This is a genomic window from Shimia aestuarii, from assembly GCF_022814865.1.
GTDB classification, from domain to species: domain Bacteria; phylum Pseudomonadota; class Alphaproteobacteria; order Rhodobacterales; family Rhodobacteraceae; genus Shimia; species Shimia aestuarii_A.
In genome coordinates, this window is record NZ_JAKVRD010000009.1 from 108,076 (window position 1) to 132,755 (window position 24,680).

20 protein-coding genes and 1 riboswitch are annotated in these 24,680 nt (G+C 57.4%); of the genes, 14 read left to right on the forward strand and 6 right to left on the reverse strand.

Going from position 1 to position 24,680, the window contains the following annotated elements:
* The first annotated feature begins 4 nt into the window (after positions 1-4).
* Genes nrdI through nrdF form a run of 3 tightly spaced genes read left to right on the forward strand, consistent with a single transcriptional unit; the run spans position 5 to position 3,508 of the window.
* Positions 5-415 carry a class Ib ribonucleoside-diphosphate reductase assembly flavoprotein NrdI gene (gene nrdI / locus MK745_RS11165; RefSeq protein WP_243613371.1) on the forward strand — a complete coding sequence of 137 codons (411 nt, stop codon included), beginning with the start codon at positions 5-7 and terminating at the stop codon, positions 413-415.
* Positions 397-2,520: a class 1b ribonucleoside-diphosphate reductase subunit alpha gene (nrdE, locus tag MK745_RS11170; protein ID WP_243613372.1), complete on the forward strand. Its 2,124-nt coding sequence runs from the start codon at positions 397-399 to the stop codon at positions 2,518-2,520. The genes nrdI and nrdE overlap by 19 nt, the downstream gene beginning before the upstream one ends.
* 13 nt (positions 2,521-2,533) lie before the next feature.
* Positions 2,534-3,508, forward strand: coding sequence for a class 1b ribonucleoside-diphosphate reductase subunit beta (gene nrdF, locus MK745_RS11175; RefSeq protein WP_243613373.1), 975 nt, complete (start codon positions 2,534-2,536; stop codon positions 3,506-3,508).
* Positions 3,509-3,555: 47 nt separating this feature from the next.
* Here the strand turns inward: nrdF and MK745_RS11180 are convergent, their stop codons facing one another.
* From MK745_RS11180 to MK745_RS11200, 5 genes are all read right to left on the reverse strand, one after another.
* Positions 3,556-4,638 (reverse strand): hybrid-cluster NAD(P)-dependent oxidoreductase, encoded by a 1,083-nt coding sequence (locus MK745_RS11180; protein WP_243613374.1) that lies wholly within the window; start codon positions 4,636-4,638, stop codon positions 3,556-3,558.
* A gap of 4 nt (positions 4,639-4,642) precedes the next feature.
* Positions 4,643-5,866: an aromatic ring-hydroxylating oxygenase subunit alpha gene (locus MK745_RS11185; protein WP_243613375.1), complete on the reverse strand. Its 1,224-nt coding sequence runs from the start codon at positions 5,864-5,866 to the stop codon at positions 4,643-4,645.
* Positions 5,867-5,976: 110 nt separating this feature from the next.
* Positions 5,977-6,180, reverse strand: a riboswitch (cobalamin riboswitch).
* 93 nt (positions 6,181-6,273) lie between these two features.
* Entirely contained in the window at positions 6,274-7,620 is a 1,347-nt protein-coding gene (locus tag MK745_RS11190) for an O-antigen ligase domain-containing protein (RefSeq protein ID WP_243613376.1), read from the reverse strand.
* Positions 7,620-8,897: a GumC family protein gene (locus MK745_RS11195; RefSeq protein WP_243613377.1), complete on the reverse strand. Its 1,278-nt coding sequence runs from the start codon at positions 8,895-8,897 to the stop codon at positions 7,620-7,622. Before MK745_RS11195 ends, MK745_RS11190 begins: the two co-directional genes overlap by 1 nt.
* Positions 8,898-9,208: 311 nt before the next feature.
* Positions 9,209-9,823, reverse strand: a complete 615-nt coding sequence (locus MK745_RS11200; protein ID WP_243613378.1) for a response regulator transcription factor — start codon at positions 9,821-9,823, stop codon at positions 9,209-9,211.
* A gap of 480 nt (positions 9,824-10,303) precedes the next feature.
* Between MK745_RS11200 and MK745_RS11205 the strand changes: the two genes are divergently transcribed.
* The 4 genes from MK745_RS11205 to MK745_RS11220 all read left to right on the forward strand — a co-directional run bounded on the left by MK745_RS11205 (position 10,304) and on the right by MK745_RS11220 (position 15,598).
* Positions 10,304-11,443: a sugar transferase gene (locus MK745_RS11205; protein ID WP_431978971.1), complete on the forward strand. Its 1,140-nt coding sequence runs from the start codon at positions 10,304-10,306 to the stop codon at positions 11,441-11,443.
* 23 nt (positions 11,444-11,466) lie between these two features.
* On the forward strand, positions 11,467-12,354 hold the full coding sequence (locus MK745_RS11210) for a UTP--glucose-1-phosphate uridylyltransferase (RefSeq protein ID WP_243613380.1): 888 nt from the start codon (positions 11,467-11,469) through the stop codon (positions 12,352-12,354).
* Positions 12,355-12,471: 117 nt separating this feature from the next.
* Positions 12,472-12,978: a molybdopterin-dependent oxidoreductase gene (locus MK745_RS11215; RefSeq protein ID WP_243613381.1), complete on the forward strand. Its 507-nt coding sequence runs from the start codon at positions 12,472-12,474 to the stop codon at positions 12,976-12,978.
* Positions 12,979-13,114: 136 nt separating this feature from the next.
* Entirely contained in the window at positions 13,115-15,598 is a 2,484-nt protein-coding gene (locus MK745_RS11220; RefSeq protein WP_243613382.1) for a hybrid sensor histidine kinase/response regulator, read from the forward strand.
* Here the strand turns inward: MK745_RS11220 and MK745_RS11225 are convergent.
* A complete protein-coding gene (locus MK745_RS11225; protein WP_347813649.1) occupies positions 15,595-16,758 on the reverse strand; it encodes a polysaccharide biosynthesis/export family protein in 1,164 nt (387 codons plus the stop codon). The genes MK745_RS11220 and MK745_RS11225 overlap by 4 nt on opposite strands.
* A gap of 273 nt (positions 16,759-17,031) precedes the next feature.
* Between MK745_RS11225 and MK745_RS11230 the strand changes: the two genes are divergently transcribed.
* From MK745_RS11230 to MK745_RS11260, 7 genes are all read left to right on the forward strand, one after another.
* Entirely contained in the window at positions 17,032-18,264 is a 1,233-nt protein-coding gene (locus MK745_RS11230; RefSeq protein WP_243613384.1) for an oligosaccharide flippase family protein, read from the forward strand.
* A gap of 1 nt (position 18,265) precedes the next feature.
* The gene (locus MK745_RS11235; RefSeq protein ID WP_243613385.1) at positions 18,266-19,186 is read left to right on the forward strand and encodes a glycosyltransferase family 2 protein; all 921 of its coding nucleotides are present in this window, start codon (positions 18,266-18,268) and stop codon (positions 19,184-19,186) included.
* Between the two features lie 20 nt (positions 19,187-19,206).
* Positions 19,207-20,193, forward strand: coding sequence for a glycosyltransferase family 2 protein (locus MK745_RS11240; RefSeq protein ID WP_243613386.1), 987 nt, complete (start codon positions 19,207-19,209; stop codon positions 20,191-20,193).
* 19 nt (positions 20,194-20,212) lie between these two features.
* A complete protein-coding gene (locus MK745_RS11245) occupies positions 20,213-21,223 on the forward strand; it encodes a glycosyltransferase family 4 protein (protein WP_243613387.1) in 1,011 nt (336 codons plus the stop codon).
* A 129-nt stretch (positions 21,224-21,352) separates the two neighbouring features.
* Positions 21,353-22,741 carry a PLP-dependent aminotransferase family protein gene (locus MK745_RS11250; RefSeq protein ID WP_243613402.1) on the forward strand — a complete coding sequence of 463 codons (1,389 nt, stop codon included), beginning with the start codon at positions 21,353-21,355 and terminating at the stop codon, positions 22,739-22,741.
* A 164-nt stretch (positions 22,742-22,905) separates the two neighbouring features.
* Positions 22,906-23,910, forward strand: a complete 1,005-nt coding sequence (gene dctP, locus MK745_RS11255; RefSeq protein ID WP_243613388.1) for a TRAP transporter substrate-binding protein DctP — start codon at positions 22,906-22,908, stop codon at positions 23,908-23,910.
* A 115-nt stretch (positions 23,911-24,025) separates the two neighbouring features.
* Entirely contained in the window at positions 24,026-24,676 is a 651-nt protein-coding gene (locus tag MK745_RS11260; protein ID WP_243613389.1) for a TRAP transporter small permease, read from the forward strand.
* Positions 24,677-24,680: the final 4 nt, after the last annotated feature.

The window sequence follows — 24,680 nt, forward strand, 5'->3', positions numbered from 1 at the left end:
ACCGATGCTTGTTTACTATTCATCGGCATCGGGAAATACCCACAGGTTCGTGTCGCAGCTTGAGTGGCCGGCCCTACGAATTCCGGTCGAGGTAGAGGCCTCGCTACAGGAACCCACTTTGCCTTATGTGCTGATCTGCCCGACCTATGCGGATGGAGAGGGGCGTGGTGCAGTGCCCAAGCAAGTGATCCGGTTCCTGAATGACCCGCAGCGACGCGGCCTGCTTGTCGGGGTGATCGGCAGCGGAAACAGAAATTTCGGTGCGACCTACGCCCTTGCGGGTCGCATCATCTCACAGAAATGCAATGTGCCTCAGCTATACAGTTTTGAGTTGGCGGGCACGCAAACCGACATTGCCCGCGTGCGCGCTGGGCTCGTGACGCTAGGGGAAGAACTATGCTCGACAGCGATCTGAATACGCTGGACTACCACGCGCTGAATGCGATGCTGAACCTCTATGACTCAGAGGGAAATATTCGCTTTGACGCGGATCGATTGGCCGCACGCCAGTACTTTCTCCAGCATGTGAATCAGAACACTGTTTTCTTCCATTCTTTGGATGAGAAACTCGGCTATCTGGTGGATGAAGGATACTACGAAGCGGCGGTGCTGGATCAGTATTCCAAGAACTTCATGCGCAAAATCTGGGAGGCCGCGTTTGCCCGCAAGTTTCGCTTTCCGACCTTTCTTGGCGCGTTCAAATACTACACCTCCTACACGCTAAAGACCCGGGACGGGCAGCGGTTCCTTGAGCGCTATGAAGACCGGGTGGTCATGACCGCGTTGGCGTTGGCGCGCGGTGATGAGGATCTTGCCATGTCGTTCATGGATGAGATCCTTTCCGGGCGCTTTCAGCCTGCCACCCCTACCTTCTTGAACGCAGGCAAGGCATCGCGCGGCGAGCTGATTTCATGTTTCCTTCTGCGGCTCGAAGACAACATGGAGAGCATTGGGCGGGGCATCAATTCCGCATTGCAGCTTTCCAAGCGCGGGGGCGGTGTTGCGCTTCTGCTGACCAACATTCGGGAACATGGCGCTCCGATCAAGGGAATTGAGAACCAATCCTCCGGTGTGATCCCGGTGATGAAACTCCTCGAGGATAGCTTTTCCTATGCGAACCAGTTGGGCGCGCGGCAGGGGGCAGGAGCCGTGTATCTCAATGCCCATCATCCTGATATTATGCGGTTCCTCGACACCAAGCGCGAGAACGCAGACGAAAAAATTCGTATCAAGACGCTCTCTCTCGGTGTGGTGGTGCCGGATATCACCTTTGAACTCGCCAAGAAGAACGCTGACATGTACTTGTTCTCGCCGCATGACGTTGAGAAAGTCTATGGTGTGCCTTTCTCCGAAATCTCCATCACCGAGAAGTATGAGGAGATGGTGGATGACAAGCGTATCCACAAGAAGAAGATCAACGCGCGCGCGTTCTTTCAGACCATCGCGGAGATACAATTCGAGAGCGGTTATCCCTATGTGATGTTCGAGGACACGGTGAACCGGATGAACCCGATTGCGGGTCGGATCAACATGTCGAACCTGTGCTCGGAAATCCTTCAGGTGAACGAAGCGTCCGAGTTCAACGATGACCTGAGCTACGCCAAGCTCGGCATCGATATCTCCTGTAATCTCGGATCTCTCAATATCGCGAAGACCATGGATGGCAAGGATCTGGGCCAGACGGTTGGCGCTGCGATCCGCGCACTGACTGCGGTGTCGGAGATGTCTGCGATCGATTCCGTGCCGTCTATTCGGCGGGGGAACGACGAAAGCCATGCTGTTGGCCTTGGGCAGATGAACCTGCATGGGTTCCTCGCGCGTGAACATGTCCATTATGGCAGCGCGGAAGGGGTTGAGTTCACGTCTGTCTATTTCGCTGCTGTAGCCTACCACGCCATTCGTACCTCTTGCGAACTCGCGCAGGAGCGTGGGCGGAGCTTTGCAGGGTTTGAGGCATCAGACTATGCGTCGGGCGCGTTCTTCGAAAAGTACACCACGCAGGACTGGCTCCCGGAAAACGATGTGGTTAAGCGGCTGTTCGAGGGTATCACCTTGCCGACCCGCGCGGATTGGGAGGCATTGAAGGCCGACGTGATGGAGCACGGGCTATACAACCGCAATCTTCAGGCCGTACCGCCCACGGGCTCGATCTCTTATATCAACAACTCGACCTCTTCGATTCATCCCATCGTCTCGAAGATCGAAATCCGCAAAGAGGGCAAGATCGGGCGCGTCTATTACCCTGCCGCCTTCATGAACAATGACAACCTCGAATACTACCGGGATGCGTATGAGATCGGGCCGGAGCGCTTGATCGATACTTACGCAGCGGCCACGGAACATGTCGATCAAGGGCTGTCTCTCACCTTGTTTTTCCCTGCTGAGGCGACGACGCGCGATATAAACAGGGCGCAAATCTATGCCTGGAAGAAGGGTATCAAAACCATTTACTACGTGCGTCTGCGCCAAGAGGCCCTAGAGGGGACTGAGGTTCAGGGCTGCGTGTCCTGTAGCCTGTGATTGGAGAGAGATGATGAAAGACCTGCCGCAAACCGTCACGATCCCGCGCGCGATCAACTGGAACCGCCTCGACGATGAGAAAGATCTCGAGGTGTGGAACCGCCTCACGGTGAACTTCTGGCTGCCGGAGAAAGTCCCGCTTTCCAACGATATTCCGAGCTGGGCCACACTTACGGATCACGAGAAGGAGCTGACGATCCGGGTTTTCACCGGGTTGACGCTTCTTGATACGATTCAAAATACGGTCGGTGCGCCATCGCTGATGCCTGATGCGGTCACGCCACATGAAGAGGCCGTGCTGACGAATATCGCTTTCATGGAAGCGGTACACGCCCGTAGCTATTCTTCGATCTTTTCGACGCTGTGTTCGACGAAAGAAATTGACGAGGCATTCCGTTGGTCCGAGGAAAACCCGCACCTGCAAGCCAAGGCAAAGGCAATCCTCGAGACCTATGCGCCGGGCAATGATCCCTTGAAACGCAAGATCGCGTCGGTGTTCCTTGAGAGTTTCCTGTTTTATTCGGGCTTCTATCTGCCGATGTATTGGTCGAGCCGCGCAAAGCTCACCAATACGGCCGATCTGATCCGCTTGATTATTCGCGATGAGGCCGTCCACGGTTATTACATCGGTTACAAATTCCAACGAGGCTATGAGAAGTTGGACGACGCAGAACAACAGGCGTTGAAGGACTATGCTTTCTCGCTGATGTTCGAGCTCTATGGGATTGAGAACCAATATACCGAAGAGCTCTATGACGAGATCGGATTGACCGAGGATGTGAAGGTTTTTCTGCACTACAACGCAAACAAAGCCCTGCAAAACCTTGGTTTTGAAGCGTTGTTCCCACCCGAAGTCTCTGAGGTCAATCCTGCGATCCTGGCGGCTCTGAGTCCGGACAGTGAGAACCATGACTTCTTCTCTGGGTCTGGATCTTCCTATGTTATCGGTAAGGCGGTCGCGACCGAGGATGAGGATTGGGATTTCTAAAAGGTGCCAATAAACTAGGAGGGACGCGCAGGTTGCGCGCCCCTTTCTTAAACATCAACTGTGACCTTGCCGATTGGATTTGAGCAGCAGGCTAGAATATACCCGGCCTCGATATCGTCTTCGGAAATACCGCCATTGTGGACCATATGGACCTCGCCTTCGGTTTTCTTGATCTTGCAGGTGCCACAGACCCCGAACGTACAGCCGGAGGGGATGTTCAGCCCGACCGAACGTGCGGCCGCGAGGACTGTGTCGGTTTCCACCACCTTTGCCGTCACACCTGAACTGCTGAAGGTGATTTCGGCCTTGCTGTCATCATCCGGAATTACATCGTCAAGCTCTGGTTGTTCCGCGACAGTTTCGACCGGCGCACCAAAGCTCTCCTGATGGTAGTTCTCCATATCGAACCCGAGCCCTACCAAAGCCTCGCGCACCGCCGTCATAAATGGCTCAGGGCCGCAGCAGTAGACCTCGCGCTCGAGGTAGTCCGGCGCCATGAGACCGAGCATAAGTTGATTGAAGAACCCCTGATAGCCGGTCCAAGGGCGGAAGGGATCGGGTTCTTCAACCACGAACTTCAGATCCAAGCCGGAGGTTCGACTGGCCATCTGTTCCAAGCGTTGGCGATAGATAATCTCGGAAGGACGTTTGGCGCAGTTGATGAACACCACGTCCAGATCGCGCCCTTCATCCCACATGCAGGTGGTCATGGACATCATCGGTGTGATCCCCGATCCCGCTGAGAGGAACAGAAATTTCTCTGCCTGACTGTCCGCGTTCGAGAACAAACCCGCAGGCCCAATAGCCTTGAGTCGCATTCCCGGTTTCAGGTTGTCGAGCATCCAGCGTGTCCCGATACTATCGGTTTGCGCCTTCGCGGTGATGGTAATCGTACGCGGGCGCGAAGGCGAAGACGAGATCGTATAGGTGCGATGCACAACGCCACCTGGCTGTTCCGGCGCAGGGATTTCCAGGGTCAAAAACTGACCCGGATCATAGGAGAACTGTGCTCCGGAAGGCGAACGAAATGAGAAGCTAGCCGTGTCCGCCATTTCGGGCACGACCGAGACACATTCCAGCATCTCGTTGTCCAGCCAGAGCGCAGAGGAGAAAGAGGAAGATGAGATCATTTTTCTACTCCGCGGCCAGAGCATCAGAATGCAGGCGTTCGGCCAACGTTGTGCAATACCAATCGACAAACTGTAGAACGCCGGATTCCTGAATTGCGGAATAGGGACCGGGAACATAGGCCGGGCTATCGATGCCTTGTTGGTTATCCTCGACCACCTGACGGTCCTCGTCATTCGTCGCTTGCCAGACCTCGGTGAGCCGTTTCAGATCGTAGTCCACACCTTCGACTGCGTCCTTGTGGACCAACCATTTGGTCGTGACTTCAGTTTCCGTGGGGCTAATCGGGGTCACGCGGAAAACGATGGAATGGTCGGCAAGGAAGTGGTTCCAGGTTGTCGGGTAGTGGAACTTCAACAAAGAGCCTGCATCCGCGAAAGGCGCGCGTCCAAGCCAGCGACGTACAGCCGACTTCCCATCCATTGTATAGCTTTCAGCGCCTTCCTTTAGGGGCATGCGTGCCAAGCGGAACTGGCCGTCGTCGTGCATGTAGAACTGCGACGGTAGACCCACGGCCTCGCAACGATCAAAGTGGGTCTTTAGGTGCGGCGGTGTCGCACCCTCTTCAATCCCTGTGATAGTGGGATCATCCGGGAAGGTGCGGCAAAGGGCAGGGTGATTGCCGCCGCAATGATAACATTCTCGGTTGTTTTCCCAGACCAGTTTCCAGTTGCCCTTTTCAATGATTGAGCTTTCATGAGCGACCTTAGCGTTGGCAAGATCGTGCGGTTCAAGATAGGGGCGCGCGATCTCGGCGAAGGTGTCGAAATCAGGTGCCTCATCTGCAAGGCAGATATAGACCAAGCCGGCCAGTTCACGGCAATGCACTGTCTTCAACCCATGCTGGCTCGGGTCGAAATCCGAACCCATATCTCGGGCCCACAGCAAGGAGCCGTCGAGTTCGTAGGTCCATTGGTGATTCGGGCAGACCAGTTTGGGAGCGTTGCCTTTGCGCGCTTTGCAGATCACTGAGCCGCGGTGTCGGCAGGTGTTGTGAAAGGCCCTGACCTCATTGTCCGCACCGCGCACGATGATCACTCTGTAGGCACCCACTTTGTGCGTTACATAGCTGCCCGGCTTTTCCAATTCGCAGGCAGGAATGGCAAACAGCCAATCGCGATAGTGGATGGTCTCGAGGTCTAGTTGGAAGATGTCCGGGTCGATATAGAACGCCTGTTCAAGGGAATGGCCCGGCCTGCGCCGCGCAAGAAGCTCGGTTGCTGAATTCATTTCTGGCTCTCCTGCCGCGCCCCGCGGCGATTTCTGGGCGGATGACAGGGAGACGCCATTCGGTGGCGTGAGGACGCCGCCCGAAACAGGTGCCCCCACCGCCACCCGCGGTTTGACATATGCATGAGGCTGGTTTCCGGACTTGGAAGGGGCCTACGCCCGGTTGCGACACCTTCCCGGAATCCTCGTTCCAGTGGTTGACTGTCGAAACCTGACCTTCGTTACCGTTGCGGGGGCAGTACCGGAATTGCACCGGTTTCCCAATTCTCTGCCGTTTCCAACGAAACAGCAGCACCTCATTTTTTCAGAGTGGTCCGAGGGCGGGCCCATTGCTGAAATGCAAGCGACATCTTCAGGTTCAAAAGCGCGCTGCTGCACGGAAATTGCCTTGCGGCGAAAGTGATGACCTACGCAGCGCTGGAAGTCGCATGTTGAAATGGCGATTCGGAGGGGGGAGGGAAGTTTGGGTGAGATTGCTCGCGACCTTCGGGGTCTCGTGACATCTCCCGGAGGTGACAGCCGAGCAAGATGAGCGCGGGCCAGAGCATGTAAGCTTCGATTTCGAGGTTCTCGCCAAAAGAAAGTAGAACAAGGGTCATGAGAATACCGAGTGGCAGACGGCCCCTTGGATTGCGGGCGCCGTCCATAAGCACAACGGCGAGGTGGGCCAATAGCGGAACCAACAAGGCGAGAAAGCCCACGAGACCTTTGACGAAGAGCAAGCCAAACCATGTGTGGTGGCTGCCGATTGGCATGTATTCCACGAGATGCGGTCCCGGTTGAACGGTGCCGTGACCAAACCAAACGGCATCGGTCTCCCATCTTTCGCGCGCAATGCGTTGAAGCGTTTCTCGCACGCGCGTGCTATCGGCGCGCGCTGCCTTGAAGCCATGTATGCCGGCCTTTCCGAGATCAAGCGCTGTCGCACCCCAAGTGGCGAAGCTTGCCGTGACAGCCGATAGGGCCAGCCAGGCCCAGCTCTTGATGACGAGTGGCAGCAACCTTGGTCCGAATGTGCAACAGACCAGACCAACGAGCCCCATACGTGATTTTGAGGCAAGGATCATTAGAACCCCAGCGCCTAGCCCCGCCAGCATCCAGCCGCGATGCCTCTCTTCAAGGGCGAAGAGGACCGACAATACGCCGAGCAGTGCCGCGAAAGGCGACCATGGTGCGTAGAACTGCCAGCGAGGTGTCCAGCTCGCAGGGTCGAAGGTAAATAGGTAGACCGAGAAATACTCCGGCCCCGGTCCACCGACCGCCTTCAGCGGCGAGGTGAAAATTCGCTCGGGCAAACCGAGGTAAGGGGCAAGCAGCAAGATCGGTGCGATGAGCAAGGTCCAGAGGCCAAGCACGCATTGCGCGCGTATCAGGAGCTCGCGTCGGATGGGCAACACCGCTCCAACCAAGGGAAACAGGGCAAGGAGTGCCCAACCCTTGGCCCAACCAATACTCGATTTGATCGTCTTCTTCAGCCCCAAGCCCCAGTCGATATGACCGATCCATAGGGCGATCAGCATGACACTCATTCCGATGATCCAGAGCCAGACGATCCAGGGCACTGGACCGGTCGGCCATAGATCGCGACGGATGGCTTTGCCGAGGTAGAGGGATAGCGCCGCTAGTCCCGCAAGCACCCAAGCGAGGACTGGCCCGACCACGTAGAGTGCCCCGAAGGCATAGAACACCCAAGTGAGTGTCAAGCTATGCCATATGAGGGACTCGGCAGGATTGCGCGGTCGGAGCGGATGCATCACCGTTCCTTCGGCGTATTCAGCAGGCGGGAAACGAGCGGTTGGCGCACCCAAGCGAGAAACAGCCCCATGCACAACATGAAGGTGGCCGCGATCCCCGCAGCCAGAGCGAGTTTGCGTCTCGGAGACGAAGGGTGTTCGGGGCGGGACGGGTTCTCAAGGACCTGAATCAAAGGATAGGACGCATAGACGTCGGTTTTGGTCGATTGAGTGCGGGCAATGGCCGAGGCAAATACCGCTTCGGCAACAGCAAAATCGCGCTGCCGATCTTCAAGCTCGGCTGCCAGACTAGCTAAGGCCGTTAGCCGATCTTCTTCCTCGTCAACGCGTTCTGCCATAGCCATATATTGACGGGCGAGCCCGGCGCGGTGGGCGTTCTCGCGCACGAGTTCGCTCAGAAGCGCGGCTCGCTGTCCTTCCGGCGCTCTGTCGAGATGTGGTAGGTCTTCCATCGTCAACCCTGTGACCGCCGCGGCCCTGGTACGCGCGGCATTTGTCGCCGCGTCATAGGCGTCTTGCGCTTTCAGGCGGGTTGGATGGCGCGCGCCAAACGTGGTCGCGGCTTGTGCAAGGACAGCGGCATGAATGGACACCTCTTTCAACAGTTCAAGATAGGGGGCGTCAGCATAGAGCTTAAGCGTCATCGCTGCGGACTCGGGTGGCAGGTTGAGCGCGGTTTCCAGAGCGCTGACCTTCACAGCCTGATGCTCCAGTTCGTTCTCCAGAGAGCTCAGTTCCTGCTTTAGGCGATCGTGGGCCGCGAGTTGCGCGCGGTACTGATCCGCGTTGGTGAGGCCACTTCGGGCCTGCAGTTCGTTGATCGCGGCGCGTGTGTCGCGCACGGACTGGGTATAATCTTCGATCGCTGAGTTGCCGCTTTTTTCGCGCGTGGCGAGTTCATCAGAGCGCAGCTGATCGATCTCGTCAAAGAACGCTGCGATGAGTGCGTTTCCATAGAGTTGTGCGGCCTCGGGATCCCCGCCTTTGACCTCGATGTGAATAAGGCTGGTTTGATCGACCAGTGTGACTCTTGGCCTTTCTAGTTCGTGATGGCTTAGGCCAAGGCTTGCCGCCGCCGTTTCCAGAATGCGATCTGCGCCGATCAGGCGTTTGTAGGTCTCAGTCGGGCTGACAGAGCCGTTCGAGAAGGCGGAATTGGCGTAGGACGAAGCGTGGCCAATCTCGTTGAGATTGACCGAAGCGGATGCACCGGATCCAGGTAGGATCAGGGAAGCGTGGGAACTGAACTTGAGCGGCGCCGTCGCAAGGTATCCCATGATCGGCGCCCAAAGAGCGCTGGCCCCGAGAAAAAACACTGCTGCGTACCGCGGCAGGCGGCCAGCGTCCGAAAGCCGTCCCCCCGTTAGGATGCGACGCCAACTTAGCGAGCGCAAAGGGCGGCGACAAATGGACAGCCACCGCAGTGGGTTTGTGGAGCTGACGGTTTCGATATGATCCGGGGAAGTCATGCAAGAGTCCTCTTTATGGTTAAGAGGACTACGCTGATCACGGGCTTCAAGTCATTCGGCCAAGGGGATACGTCACCGCGCGAAAGACGAGATGGCTACCCCTTCGGATAGCAGGCAGCTTAGAGCAAGCCTTCTTCCTGCGCCATCAAGGCCGCTTGGGTCCGGTTATTGGTGCCGAGTTTGCGATAAAGCGTTTTCACATGCAGTTTTACCGTCGGTTCGGAAAGGTCGAGGTCGCGGGCAATTTCCTTGTTGGATTTGCCTTCGGTCAGTCCGCGCAGCACCTGTTTCTCACGGGGCGTAAGTTTACGGGCGAGCGGATGCTGGGATTCGGGTTCTTCAGAGGTCATGAACCCGGCAGGCAAGTATTGCTCACCCATCGCCATGAAGCGAATGGCGTTTACAAGAGAGCGGGCAGGAAGCGTTTTGGGTACGAAACCCGCAGCTCCGAGATCAAGTGCTCTTTCTGCAAGCGATCGCGTCGCTTCTCCCGTGAAAAGGGCGACCCGCTCGGTGTTGTCCATGGCGATGGCCATTTCGAGGCCTTTGAGACCGTTCATACCGGGCATCTTGAGATCGAGCAGGACAAGATCAAAGGGGCCTTCCGCCTTGATGATCTTCGCGGCGGTGTTGAAATCCGGCGCCGTCGTGACTTCGATTCCACCTGCTGCCTTAATATAAGCGACCAACGTATCGAGAACCAACTCGTGATCATCTGCAATCAATATCTTCACGGGGTTACTCCGAGTTAACTTACGTACCTGATACTGGGAGATTGCGGCGGATTGAAGATCAGGATCCTGCGTTTTACCTATCCTTGCGTATAGATACATCTCCCTCTGGGATCATCATAATGCCCTATGGGATGAGCTTTCAACCACCCGCGTCAAGAACTGTCCCTTCGCCCGGCTATCGCCAAGTCGCAGGGACCATCATGGTTACCGGACACTGCTTAACTGACATGTGCCGGAGATCACGTCATGCATTTCGAACCCGCCAGACATCTATACTACGGCTCTGTCGCTGCGACCCCGCATGCCCTGCCGACATGCAGAATCCTGGGGCAGCGCGTTGTGAGTGCGTCTGCGGATCGCGTTGTGCGCACCTTGCTGTCTCCTGGGCGCCGAAGCGTCTTTTTTCTCAACGCACATTGCGCGAATATCCGCGCAGAAGACCCGGCCTATGCCGCTGCCATGGCGCGTGCGGATTTGGTCTTGCCTGATGGAATTGGTGTCGAACTTGCGGCACGGATGCAGGGAGAGCAAATCGCCGAAAACCTGAACGGGACGGATTTCACGCCGCGCCTTCTGCGTCAGGCTGCGGAGTGGGGGCTATCGGTCTTTCTTCTTGGTGGTAAGCCCGGTACTGCAAGGGCAGCAGCGGCGCGCCTTTGCCTCGACATTCCTGGTTTGCAAGTTGCAGGAACGCGGGACGGATATGGCGATGTGGCGCGTCCTCTCGATGTGATCGAAGAGATCAATGCGTCGGGTGCGGACATCGTGCTCGTTGCGATGGGAGTCCCGCGTCAGGAACTTTGGATCGATGCGCATCGACAGTTGATCGATGCTCCATTGGTTCTCGGCGTTGGCGCGCTTTTTGATTTCCTTGCTGGCAATGTGAGACGGGCTCCGCACTGGTTGCGAAAGCGGCGGATGGAATGGGTATGGCGGCTCGCGATGGAGCCGCGCCGCATGGCCAAACGCTATCTTGTCGGAAATGCCACTTTCCTGATGCGGGCCTGCGTTCATGCGGCACGGCAGATGGATTCGCAACGTTGCTTGGATATTGTGATCGCAAGCTTAGGTTTGGCGGTGTTGGGCCTTCCCATGCTGACATTGGCCGCGTTGATCCGGCTCGACAGCAAGGGCCCGGCCTTGTTCAAGCAGATACGCGTTGGCAAGGACGGCCGCACGTTTGGTGTCTACAAGTTTCGCTCGATGCATGTGGACGCAGAGGCGCGCCGCGCGGCTCTACTCGCGAAATCTGATCGCGAAGGGGTGTGCTTTAAATCTCGAAATGACCCGCGTGTCACACGGATCGGAAAGTACCTGCGCCGTCTTTCGCTTGATGAATTGCCTCAACTTCTCAACGTGTTGAGGGGTGAGATGTCTGTGGTTGGGCCACGCCCCGCGTTGCAGGAAGAGGTCGATAAGTACCCGTCCCGCGCCATGGGCCGTCTTGCAGTGAAGCCCGGCATCACCGGTTTGTGGCAAGTGTCTGGGCGGGCGGATATCGGTTTTGACAAGATGATCGACCTCGATCTCGCCTATGTGCGCGCGCGTTCCACGCTACTCAACTTAATCCTGATTGCTCTGACCTTCCGCGCCGTTTTCTCGGGGCGTGGAGCCTACTAATTCCGAATGAGAGGAAAAACGTTATGAAACCTGTAAGAAAAGCCGTCTTCCCCGTCGCTGGTATGGGAACCCGTTTTCTGCCTGCGACAAAGACAGTTCCGAAGGAAATGCTACCGCTCGTGGATCGGCCCTTGATCCAGTATGCGGTGGACGAGGCGCGTGCCGCTGGAATCGAGGAATTCATCTTTATCACGTCGCCGGGCAAGACGGCGCTCGAGAACTATTTCGGGGCAGCGCCCGCCTTGGAGCGTACCTTGTCGGAGAAAGGCAAGACGGGACCACTCGAAGCGCTTCGCCCGTCGCATGTCGCGGAAGGCGCGGTGAGCTTTGTGCGCCAGGAAAATCCCAAAGGGTTGGGGCATGCAGTGCTATTGGCGCGGCGCCTCGTTGGGGATGAACCTTTTGCCGTAATCCTGCCAGATGATCTGATCCGCGCCCGCACGCCGGCTCTCAAACAGATGGTCGAGGCCCATTCAAAGAACCGCGGCCATATGATTGCGACGGAAAGCGTATGCGATGATCGGATCAGCTCCTATGGGGTTGTCGATATTGAGCGCCGCGAGGGTGCGGTGCAAATCTTGCGCGGGCTGGTGGAAAAACCGCGCCCAGAAGAAGCCCCGTCGCAGTCCGGTGTCGTGGGGCGCTATATCCTCGAGCCGAGTATTTTTGAGCGGCTCGCGGTGCAAGGTCCGGGTGCGGGTGGCGAAATCCAACTGACCGACGCAATTGCGGCGGATATCGCGGAAACGGGTGTCAACGGTTTCGAGTTCGACGGGGAGCGCTTCGATTGTGGGTCCGTTTCCGGTTTCTTGAATGCCACGATTGCCTACGCTCTTGATCGTCCCGACCTGATCGACAATCTGCAAGGCTTCTTGCGAGGGCGCGCGACCGGCCTGTCGCAAGCCGCTTGAGCCAGAGAACAAGACAGAACCCTATCCGTATGGATAGGGTTCTGTCCGCATGCCCGACTTAAACCGATGCTGTCCCTCGGGCATGATCGGTCCGATTTCCTATTGGAGAAGCAAATCATGTTGCGCTTTTTGATGTTCCTCGGCCTGTCTTTGGGTGTGTTGGTCGGGCCTGCCGTTGCAGATGAGGTGCCACGTCCCGAAGGCGAGGTTCTCCTGACGGTGTCGGGTGAGATTGCGAACACCAACGCTGAAGGTGCCGCGCAGTTCGATATGGATATGCTTATGGCGATGCCAGCGACGCGGTTTCGTACGACGACGCTTTGGACCGAAGGCGTCAAGACCTTCAAAGGGGTCTCCTTGATCGAGCTTCTGGAAGTGGTCGGAGTGAATGGGAAGACGCTTCGGGCCACTGCGTTGAACGACTACTCGATCGAGATTCCCGTAGACAGCATTCAAGCAGGCGCACCGATTGTTGCCTACGAGATGGATGGCGAAACGATGTCACGCCGTCAGAAGGGGCCTCTTTGGATCGTCTATCCCTATGACAGTGATGAAGATTTTCGCACGGAAGTGATTTACTCCAGAAGCATCTGGCAGCTCGACCGGATCGAGATCGTGAAATAACGCTGGACGCATCCAGTGGAATGCGGACCATGGGCTTATGAGGAAGCGCGGTTCATTTCTAGGTCATTTTCGCCGATATAGCCTGTGGCTCAGTTGGGCGGCGGGCTTTTCGGTCCTATTGTGTTTCGTGGTGCTGGTGTTCCTGACCAGCAGAGTGATCCTTGGTCTGGAACAGCAGCGCACCGCCAGTTCCGACAATGTGCAATGGACGTTGACCCAAGTTGAGGTCGAACATCTGGCCTTTCTGAACGCGCTTGAACAGCATCTCCATGCGGAAGGTGGGCCGGTGCCTGTGCCTCAAGATCTTACGAAGGTGCGCCGGCAATTCGATGTCTTCTATAGCCGAGTCGATACCTTGTCGCGGGCGCAGCTTTATGAGCCTTTGCGGCAGACGTCCGATTTTGGACGTCCGCTTGCCAAGGTCACAGGGTTCCTGGATCAAGCGGTCCCGCTGATCGACGGGCCGGATCAGGGCTTACAGAACGGAATCGTCGAACTCTGGCAGGAGGCTCATGCGCTGCGTTCGCAGGTGCGTTTGTTATCCTTGCACGGTTTGGCCTATTTCGCAGGTCAGTCAGATCTTCAGCGTGCGGAGACAACGGCCACACTGACGCGGTTGGCGATTTTGTCTATTGGCCTCTTGGTAGTATTGGCCCTGGCCAGCATCTACCTCATCTATATCAACCGAATTACTCAACGACGCGGCGATGATCTGGTGAAAGCCAACCAGAGGATGAATACCATCCTGTCGACTTCGCATGACGCGGTGATTGTCTCTGATGAGAGTGGAAAAGTCATTGAATTCAATCGCGCCGCAGAGAGCATCTTTGGCTATGGCGCGGACGAGGCGAAAGGCCGTTCAATAGGCGATTTGATCGTGCCTCCCGAGTTGCGGGACCTACATGCTGCGGGCATCAAACGGATGCGCCACGGTGGCGAACGGCGCGTGGTCGGACACGGGCGCGTGCAATTGCAAGGCATGCGAAAAAACGGAGATGTCTTCCCTGTAGAACTCGCATTGCAGTCGGCTCCGCTCGCCAATGGGGAGATCATCATCGGATTTCTGCGCGACATTTCTGAAACGGTTGCGGCGCAGGAAGAGCTTATCGCGGCCCGAGACAAGGCGCTCGCGGGTGAGCGGGCCAAGTCGGATTTCTTGAAGGTGATGAGTCATGAAATTCGCACACCTCTGAATGGCTTGCTTGGCAACTTGTCGCTCCTAAAGAACCTCAACCCATCGCGGCAGCAGGTGCAGATCATTCAGAACATGGATCTGTCCGGCCAGCTTCTTCTAACCCATGTCGATACAGTTCTTGATATCGCACGTTTTGAGGCCGGCAAACTTTCGGTTCAGCGTGAACCGATTGATCTCGGGGTCTTGATGCAAGAGCTTGTCGATAGCCAAAGCGGCAACGCCGCCCAGCGTGGCAATAGCATCGAATGGCAATGGTCTGGCCCTGCAAGACCATGGGTTGCAACCGATGCCCAGCGCTTGCGGCAGATTCTTCTAAACCTTGTCGGAAACGCCATAAAATTCTGTGAGAATGGGCGCATATCGCTCGAAGTTGAGGTCGCTGAGGAGAGCGCACCAGGGCAACACCCTGTCTATGAATTCCGGATAGTCGATACCGGCGTCGGTATTGCGGAAGAGCATCAAGACGAGATATTCGAAGACTTTCACACTCATGATCCTTCTTTTGAGCGTTCTGCTGGTGGGACCGGTCTCGGTCTGGGGATCGCGCGCCGCTTTACACAAGCGATGGGCGGCGAAATAGGGGTCGAGAGCAGTGTTGGAGAAGGGAGCGTGTTCTGGGTGCGCTTGCCTCTTGAAGTGGTTGATGCCGCGCGGAGACCGTCTGCACACGAGGCGCAACTATCTGACCTGCAATGTCTCGACCTTCTTGTTGTCGAAGACAACGACATCAATCTCGCAGTGATCCGCAAGATGCTCGAGATTGACGGACATAAGGTCACCACCGCGAAGAACGGGAAGGAAGGCGTGGATGCTGCCTATGGTCATCGGTTCGACGCCATCCTCATGGATGTCAGTATGCCGGTTATGGATGGACCGACCGCAGCGCGGCATATTCGTGCGGGAGAGGGCCGCTCAGTGGATGTTCCCATTCTCGCGGTTTCTGCGAATGTGCTCCCCGAAGCGGTTCAAGGGTTTCGCGATGCTGGGATGACCGCTTTTGTTGGAAAACCCCTCGCGCTTTCCACACTGCGCAAAGCGCTGGCGGCGCTGCTTGGAGGAAAGCACCCAGTCGGGGAAGGCAGCGCCCGAGAGATGCATGAGCCATTGAATGCAATGCGCGAGGACCTTGGTCCAGATGCGTTTGACCGCTTCGCAGAGCGATTTGTGGCGGAGGCAGACGCGATGCTTGGGGATCTCGGGCGTTCGGATTGGGCCGAAGGTGATCTCGACACGCTCGCATCGCAGAGCCACAGGTTGGCGGGCTCTGCGGCGATGTATGGGTTTCTTGAGCTCCGAGATGTCTTGGTCAATATCGAAATGGCGGCCAAGGACAATGATCGTGAGGTGCTTGCATCTCTGGCAGGGGCCGCGAGTACGGCTTGGGAAGATGCGCGCGCAACGGTCTTGCGCGCGCGTCAGGCTTAGTCGTTAAGCAAGAGCGTTGCAGCGCCAATCGTGCCGATGACACGACCGATTTCGGCAACGCTCGTCACCGCGCTATCATAGCAGGCGATGGCATCCCCCGGGAGAACATAGGGGTCGTAGTCATCCCGGTCACCACGCCGCAAGAGGTTTTCGATACGGCGTTCAATAACAACCGAGACACCGGTCACCGGGTTGCGCGAAAAGAGCACCGCACTACGGTTTGCGTTTGTTGTCTTTGCTCCGCCGACGCAGTTGGTATTCACAACAGCCTGCATAAACCGTGTGCCGTAAGGCACTTGGCGAGATTCACGGCCAATCGCAGACGGCGCATTTCCAGTTGCGGGCTGTGTCAGGTTGGATAGGTAAAGCGAGACGCCCGGCGGGCTAATCGGGCTTGGTCGCATCAGGTTGTCCTGAAAACACATGCGGCTTTTGACGACGATTTTGTCGCCGGTGAGCATCATAATGTCAGTGGGGTCAGTGCCATCAAAGACACCGCGTAGGTCCATCTGGTAGATTCGGCCCTGTCGGTGAAGCTCTACCGCAGAGAGATCCGCATCCGGACGCACACCACCAGCCGCACGTAGGGCAGCAGAAAGATTGCGCCCTTCCGTCGAGGCACCCATGGCTTGCTGTCGTCCTGTGTCCATCGCGTCGCCTTGTACGCCACCGATCTCTACGGCATGCGGTTCAAATACCGCGCCGACAACTCCGACGGAGACAGATGCGAAATCCGTGATGCGAACGGCAATCCGCGGAAGCGTTTCGTAGAAGTTCTCTGCCACAAGTGCCTGGGCGAGGGCGGCTTCGACCTCTGCGGTTGATCGACCCTGAGCCGGGATCGGCGGCAGATAGGGGAGTTTCAGGTTGCCATCGCGCGAGACCACATAGGCTTTGGACAGCAACTCGTCTCCATCGACCGTAACCTGTACGAGGTCATTGCGCGATAGCTTCTCTCCGAGAAGGCTATTGAGGGAGGGACCGCTCCATTTGCCGATATCTGAGTTGCGCCCGCCGCCGATCTCTGGTCGGCAGTTGGCTGTATTCATGGAGGCGGATTGGAGAAACGCGGTCTCGTTATCCGTCTGTGACGTGGCGCGATACTGTGCCTGATATCCAGCCCCGCGCGAGACTTCTTCGATATTCGCAGGGGTCTTCATACTGCTGCACGCTGCGAGCGTGACACAGCTCACAGCACTGAGCAAGCATACCTTGATGTGCGCTTTCATAGCTAGCGGCTCCTTTGATGGATCTGCCGCTTGAGTAGCGCGTGCTCTTTCCTGATTGCAGATTGGCATAGGGATTGCGCACCGCTCCATTCGGATAGGTGCCCCTCCTTGTGTCTTTCCAGCCTCTCCTACCGGGCCCGCGACCCAACGGACGCAACAAGGTAAATCCTTCATCACCCGAAGCACCTGTCTGGAAGACACCTCATGATCATGAACCATCTGAATGCCGCATTTGCGCGCCAGTTCTTTGCCTACGCTGTCTCAGAAACGGCAGCAAAGGCGTCGCGCCTTTTTGTCGTGGTCGTTGTGGCGCGCATGATGGATGCCGAAGCGATCGGCATCGCCGCTGCTGCATTGGCGGCTGGCGATATTCTCAAGGCGCTAACCGAGAACGGGGTCGGGCAGAGGATTATTTCAGCGACAGAAAGCGAACTCGCATCGCGTTGCGCGACGGCGCGCCGGATCTTCTGGTTCTGGTGTGGTGCGCTTTTCCTGGCGCAGAGCGCGATTGCTTTGACGCTTTATATCGTGGGCCAGACGCAGATGGCGGCACTTCTATTCGTTCTTTCGCTCGAATATCTCTTCATGCCAGCTGGCCTCGTGCAGGCAGCGCTCGCAATGCGCGAAGGCAAGTTGCAGCAGACCGCAGCGATTGCAGGTGGGCAGGTGGTCTTCGCCAATATTGCCACGAGCCTTCTCGCGCTTGCCTGGGCTTCGCCATTGGCAATGGTGTTGCCGAGGGTCTTGTCCGCTCCGATCTGGCTTGTCCTGATGCGCCGCTTGCGACCGTGGCAACCTGTTCCGGACGTCAAGCACGCGCCCTTGCGGCCCTTTTGGGAATATGGTGTCGCCGTCTTGGGTGTCGAAGTGGTGAAGGTGATGCGGCTCCAAGCGGACAAGCTTGTGGTCGGAACCATGCTCGGCGCCGAGACCCTCGGCATCTACTTCATGGCCTTCAATGCCGGGCTAGGGCTTGCCACGTCTTTCACGCAGGCCTTCTCGGTGGTTCTCTTTCCACACCTCTGTGCCGCAGACGATCGCCTAGGCGCTTTGCGTCATGGGCTTCTGGTGTCGCTTGCTGTTTTGACACCGCTTGTCTTGCTGCAAGCTGGTCTTGCACCTCTTTATGTCCCCCTTCTTCTTGGGGAGACATGGCAAGCTACATCTCACTTGGTCTCGATCCTGTGCCTGGCTGCCTTGCCGAACGTCATCTGGTCGGCCACCGCAGGCTGGCTTCGGGTCGAGGGGCGGCCAGGGCAAGAACTACTGGTCAGCGTTGCGCTTGCCGTGGTGCTTGTCGCGAATTCGATCCTGCTTGCGCCCTATGGCCTAACGGCGATCGCCGTCGGATACCTCTCTTTTTCCACCCTCATCATGCTGACAGCGACGGCGATGTTCTTGCTATCCCGCCAAGGTCTGAGAAAGGCCGCGTTCTGATATGCCACGTTTCTCCATCATCTTGCCCTTCCACGCCGCAGCACAGACGATCGCCGCGACCATCCATAGCCTGCAGGCCCAGACCTTTGAGAATTGGGAACTGATTTGTATCAACGACCGCACACCGGACCAGAGCGACGAAATCGTTGCCGCTATGGCGCTGCGCGATCCGCGCATCCGTTTGGTTGTTAGCCCCGCGTTCGGACCAAGCGAAGCCAGAAACCATGGAGCAAAGATCGCGCGAAGCGACCTGATTGCATTTTGTGATGCAGATGACTTGTGGGCTGATAGGAAGCTTGAAGAGTTGGACAGGGCGTTTCGCGCGCCAGAGGTCGCCGGCATTTTCGGGCGCATCGGGTTCTTTTGCGAGACGCCTGCCGATAGTCGTACCCAATCCACGGTGCCTAGTGGCGCTCTGACGATACCGCAACTCCTTGCCGAGAATCCGGTCTGCACGATGTCGAACCTGACACTACGCCGCGACATCTTCCTCGCAGCAGGAGGACTGGATCCCGATGCCGTGCATAACGAAGACCTCGAGTTGCTTATCCGGCTCGTCGGGTCGGGGTATCGTATCGAAGGCCTCAAGAGCCTACAGGTCTGGTACAGGACCGTAGTAACTGGGCTCTCGGCAGACTTGCCGGCTATGTTCGCTGGGCGCCAACGCGCTTTGCGGACGGCGGCTCGTTTCGGAGTGCACGCATCGTCGGAATCTGAAGCGGTCTATATGCGCTACCTTGCGCGCCGGGCGCTTCGTGTCGGAGCGACGCCACATGATGCCCTGCGCTATACGCTCGCCGGTGTGCGACAGGATCCCGTGGCTTTCCTACTCCCGGCGCGTCGTGGTCTCGCCACAGCTCTCGCTTCAGTTCTCGCCTTTGTTCTCACTCAGAAACAGCGCCATGCGCTTTTCTCGCGCTGATCTACTCACAGGAGTTCCCTATGCCTCGCGCCTCAATTGTTGTTCCGGCCTACAACTCAGCCGATACGCTGCCCGCAACGCTCGACTCTCTGCTGGCACAGAGTTTTTCTGACTTCGAGATCATCGTCGTCAACGACGGGTCGACCGATGAAACAGGCGCGGTTGCAGCTGCCTACGCAACCGATCCGCGTGTCAACGTGGTGTCGCAAGCAAACCGTGGTCTTGCAGGTGCGCGAAATACCGGAATCGCCGCAGCGCGCGGCGAATACATAGGGTTCTGTGATGCTGATGATCTCTGGGCCAGAGAGAAACTCGCGGCGCATGTCGAGCATCTCGATCAGAATACTGACATTGGCCTGAGCTATTCCGGGTCTCGGCTGATCGACGAGGAGGGGCTTCCGATGGGGGCGGCACAACGGCCCCGGCTCAAGGGAGTGACCGGAGCGCATATCTTCAAGCGCAATCCGATCGGCAATGGTTCGGCGGCCGTTATGCGACGCGCGGCATTGCGCGATCTTGCTTACCGCCCGAGATCTGAGCCGAGCCGTGACTGGGTCTTCGATGAGACATTTCGCCAGTCGGAAGATATCGAGTGCTGGCTCCGCCTTGCCTTGACCACCGATTGGCAGATTGAAGGTGTGGGCGGGTCTCTGACGATGTACCGGATCAACGGCAACGGGCTCTCGGCGAATACGGATCGTCAGCTTGCGGCCTGGGAACGGGTCGTGAGCAAGCTGCGCCCCCTCAATCCAGAGTTCTTTATGCGCCATGAAGCGACGGCGCGGGCATATCAGTTGCGCTATCTTGCGCGTAGGGCGGTCAGCGCTCTGGATGGTGACGCGGCATGGGCGATGGTGCGGCACGCTATGTATCACTCCCTCGTGCCGATCATTGAAGAACCCATCAAGACAGTCACCACAATTGCGGCAGCGGCGCTTCTCAGAGCGATAGGGCCGTCGCCTATCAACTACGCTGTGCGTTTGCGCGCAGGCATCGCGTCCCGATAAGGAAAGAGGCTCCATTCCCATGACCAAGATTAAAGTTGTTCATCTTGTCGATGACACCACCGCAGGCGGTGTTATGCGCACCCTAGACTACCTTACCGGCCGTCCGGAGCTTACGGGGTGTGTGGAACAGTCAGTTCACGCGATCAATCGTGGCTCCCTGACGATCGGACGCATCGATGCTGATGTGATCGTTTCGCACCTGACTGTGAGCTGGCGTGGCTTGCCGGGACTTGTTGCGCTGCGCGCCATGAATGCGTCGGCGCGCCTTGTGCATGTCGAACATAGCTATACGCGAGCGTTCACAGCATTGAACGTTGCGCGAAAATCGCGTTTCTTCGCTCTCTTGCGCGTTGCCTATTCTCTCTTCGACACCGTGGTCTCGGTCAGCCATGCACAAGCAGACTGGCTAAGGGCGCGCAGCTTGGTGTCAACTGATGCGCTTCGCGTGATTCAGCCACAGGTCGAGCTCGGCGCGCTGACAAAGATCGTTCGCCCAACGCGCAAACCGCGCGTCATCGGAGCGATTGGGCGGCTTGAGCGTCAGAAGGGGTTCGACATCCTGATTGATGCCTTTCGTCTGTGCCCATCGCCGGATGCACGGCTATTGATATTCGGTCAGGGAAGCGAAAAAGCCCGCCTTGAAGAGCTTTCCGCTGGCGATCCGCGTATTGAATTCCGGGGACATGCAGAAGACCCTGCGCAGGCTTACAGAGAGGTCGATTTCGTCGCCGTGCCGTCTCGATGGGAGGCATTTGGCCTCGTGGTGCGAGAAGCCAAGGCCGCAGGCGTTCCGGTGCTTTTGGCGCCCGTGGATGGGTTGCTGGATCAAGTTGGTGATGGTGCCAAACCCGTGGCCTATTGTGACACAAAGCGATGGGCGAACGCCCTCGAAGACGTGCTGCGCTTGGGCGACCTTAGCACTTTCGCAACAGAACGTGCGGCCACCGAAGAAGAAAGCGACTTCGCCGCAGATTGGCACGCGGTTTTTCTAGGTGACGACATGGCGCCCAGCTATCAGGACGCCGCATGAACATCGTGAGTCTGGGCGAGGACAATGGCGATCGCCCGCAGAAACACAGGTCTGCTCATGCGGCTTCCTGTGCACGGGTGCATTCCATCGCGTCTGGACAATCATCAAGCGCTGGGCAACGGTCGTAGCATGTCGCATTGGCCATTGACCCCAGAAGATATTACGAGACCTGCCTATCGGAGTCTTGCACAAGGTATCGCGAATGCAATTGAAGCGGGCGCTTTGCGGTCGGGTGATCGATTGCCGCCACATCGTGATCTCGCATGGCAACTCGGACTGTCGGTGCAGACGGTTAGCAGAGCCTATGAAGAGCTTATTCGCGCCGATCTTGTGACAGGCGAGGTGGGGCGAGGCTCTTTCGTGAAGGCGAGGTTGCGGGAGACGATGACCACGCCTTGGCACAAGAGCACTCGTATCCAGCCAAAGTACGACCTCTCCCTAATGACACCAGTTGCACTCGCTCAGATCAACGAGGCTTGGAGCGAAACCTTGCATCGCATTGCTGGGCGTTTGGATGAAACAGTGATCTACGGGTTTCGGCCGCGGCAAACAGCGTCTCGCTACGCCAATATGGCGGCGGCATGGCTTGGGCGATGTGGCCTCGTCGTCGGGACCGGGCGAATTCTTGTCACCAACGGGATGACACCTGCAATGCATGTGGCTCTTGCAACCGTTACGAGTCCGGGGGATGTCATCGCGACCGAGACACTGACGAGCCACACACTCCGGCCCACTGCAAAGTCCTTGCAGCTTCAATTGCGCGGCATCGCCTGCGACGACCGTGGCATGTGTCCCGATGCGCTTGTGGAGGCTGCGAAGGATGCCGGTGGACAGATGAAGGCCGTGTTCTTGCTTCCGTCAGGTGCAGGACCATGCGCCCGGATCGTCGATGCGGATCGACGGGCGGCCTTCGCAGATGCGGCGGTCTCGCTGGGGCTTGTGATACTCGAATGTGATCCGCTTGGTCCCTTGGCGGCACGTCGGCCCCCGCCCATCGCCACTCTCGCGCCTCATCACACGTTCTATTTCACTGGTATGACCAAATGCCTTTCACCTGGACTCCGTATTGGCATGTTGGCGATTCCCGAGGCACGCGTAGAGAGCGCGGTGAGCCATCATATGTCCGCAGCCTGGATGGTAACGCCTTTGATGGCGGAGATTGCGAAGGATTGGATCGAGACCGGCACCATTGATCACTTGCTTGCTGCACAGCGCTCGGAACTCGTGGCGCGAAACCGGCTCGCTGAAAGCATACTCGGCACGAAGAGCCTTGGAGCTCGCCATGGGCTTCACCGTTGGGTGATGTTACCGGAAGGGATGGATGAAGCCACCTTTCAGCGAGATGTACTGGCACAGGGTGTCGCTCTTGCGGCTGGCAGTGGTTTTTTTGTCTCCAATCCGAGACCCGCGATCCGGCTATGCTTGGGGGGCGTGGCGCGGCGTGACCTAGAGGCGGCGTTGACCATAGTGAGCAGGCTATTGCCCCGTCAGGGCGGCGTGCAGATGCCATCTGGCTGAAGCCGTGTGTATAAATTGTCATGGTTCAATGTAACGATTGACTTGAGATTTTCCCCATCAGACCCTCCGTGGAAGCCGTATTGGTAAATGTCTGCGGCCTGAAACCATGCCCCCCGTTCACAGAACGCTGCATTGCGGTGGGCGCGATCACAGGGAAAACAGCAATGTCTTACAAGAAATTTTTCGTCACCAGTGCAATGGCCCTGATCTTGGGGACCGGAAGTGCAATGGCAGATACTTGGCGCTACGCCTTTGAAGAGGCGATGGATGAAGTTCAGGGCAAGTTCGCCCAGAAATTCAAGGAAGAAATCGAGGCGAACTCGGATCATCAAATTCAGCTCTTCCCGTTTGGAACGCTCGGTGAATCCGACAGCATCATGGAGCAAACACAGTCTGGTATCCTGCAGTTCGTTGACCAATCTCCGGGCTTTACCGGGGCCCTGATTCCGGAAGCACAGGTCTTCTTTGTGCCGTATCTGCTGCCGCAGGACGAAGCGAAGCTCGCCAGCTTTTTCAAGACGTCCAAGGCCATCAATGAGCTCTTCCCGCCGCTTTATGCGGAGCAGGGGCTCGAGCTCTTGACGATGTTCCCGGAAGGCGAGGTCATGATGACCACGAAAGAGCCGGTCACCGGGCCTGCCGATCTTGACGAGGTTAAGTTCCGCGTCATGACCAACCCGTTGCTCGTCCAGAGCTACAAAGCTTTTGGCGCGACGCCGACGCCGCTACCGTGGGGCGAAGTTTATGGCGCGCTTCAGACCGGTATCATCCAGGGTCAGGAGAACCCGGCCTTCTTTATCGAGTCGACGAAGATGTATGAAGTCACCGACCACATCACGCGCGCCGGTCATAACAACTTCACGACCGCTGTGATGGCCAACAAGGATTTCTATGATGGCCTGTCAGATGAGGACAAGGCGCTCGTCAGCGACGCGATCGACGTCGCGTTTGACTACATCATTGAATATCAGTCGGGGCTGACTGAAGAGTCGCTGGCCAAGATCAAAGAAGCCAAGCCCTCGATGACGATCACCACGTTGAGCGACGAAGAGCGCGCGCCCTTCATGGCAACGGCGGATACGGTGGAGCAAGAGTTTCTCGAGATTGGTGGTGATCAGGCGAAAGCAATTCTTGACCAACTGAAAGCCGATCTGGACGCCGCCGAGTAACCGATTGAGGGGGATCTGACCTCTCTATCAAAGATCAAGCCGGGCGGTCGCTTGAGCGATGGCCCGGCTGTTGTCCAATACTATCCAGTTCCTTTTTTCATGCAGGACCGTGCCGATGCAGCGTGACGATGACAAAGCCCCTTCGATAGACCCAGATTTGGCGGCGCAGGTGCAGCCGACAGTAACCAGCGACGATATCGACGATTCCAACTATGTGTCTGGCCTTCCCGGATTTCTCGGCGTTATCGATGTGGCGATCGCGAGGATCGAGGCGGTGCTGTTGGCGATCGGCGTCTTGCTCATGGCAATCAATACAATGGCAAATGTCGTCGGGCGCTTCGTCCTAGGGCAGAGCCTTTTCTTCTCCGAAGAAGTCAATCGCGCGCTAATCGTTCTCATTACCTTTGCCGGGATTTCCTATGCGGCGCGGCACGGGCGCCATATTCGCATGTCGGCCTTTTTCGACGCCATGCCGCCGCCATTGCGCAAGATACTGATGGTCGTGATTGCGCTTGTGACCGCTGCCGCGATGTTCCTGCTTGCTTGGTATTCGATCGACTATGTCGCGACACAGGCCTCGCGTGGTCGGGTGCTTCCAGCGCTACAGGTGCCTGTCTGGTGGATCATCGTCTGGGCGCCGCTTGGGTTCTTCCTGACGGGTCTTCAATATGCGCTTACCGCAATCAAGAACGTGATCCACAAGGATATCTGGCTCTCGACCAGTACTCTTGAGGGCTACTCCGACAACGCCGCAGAGGAGGTCTGAGACC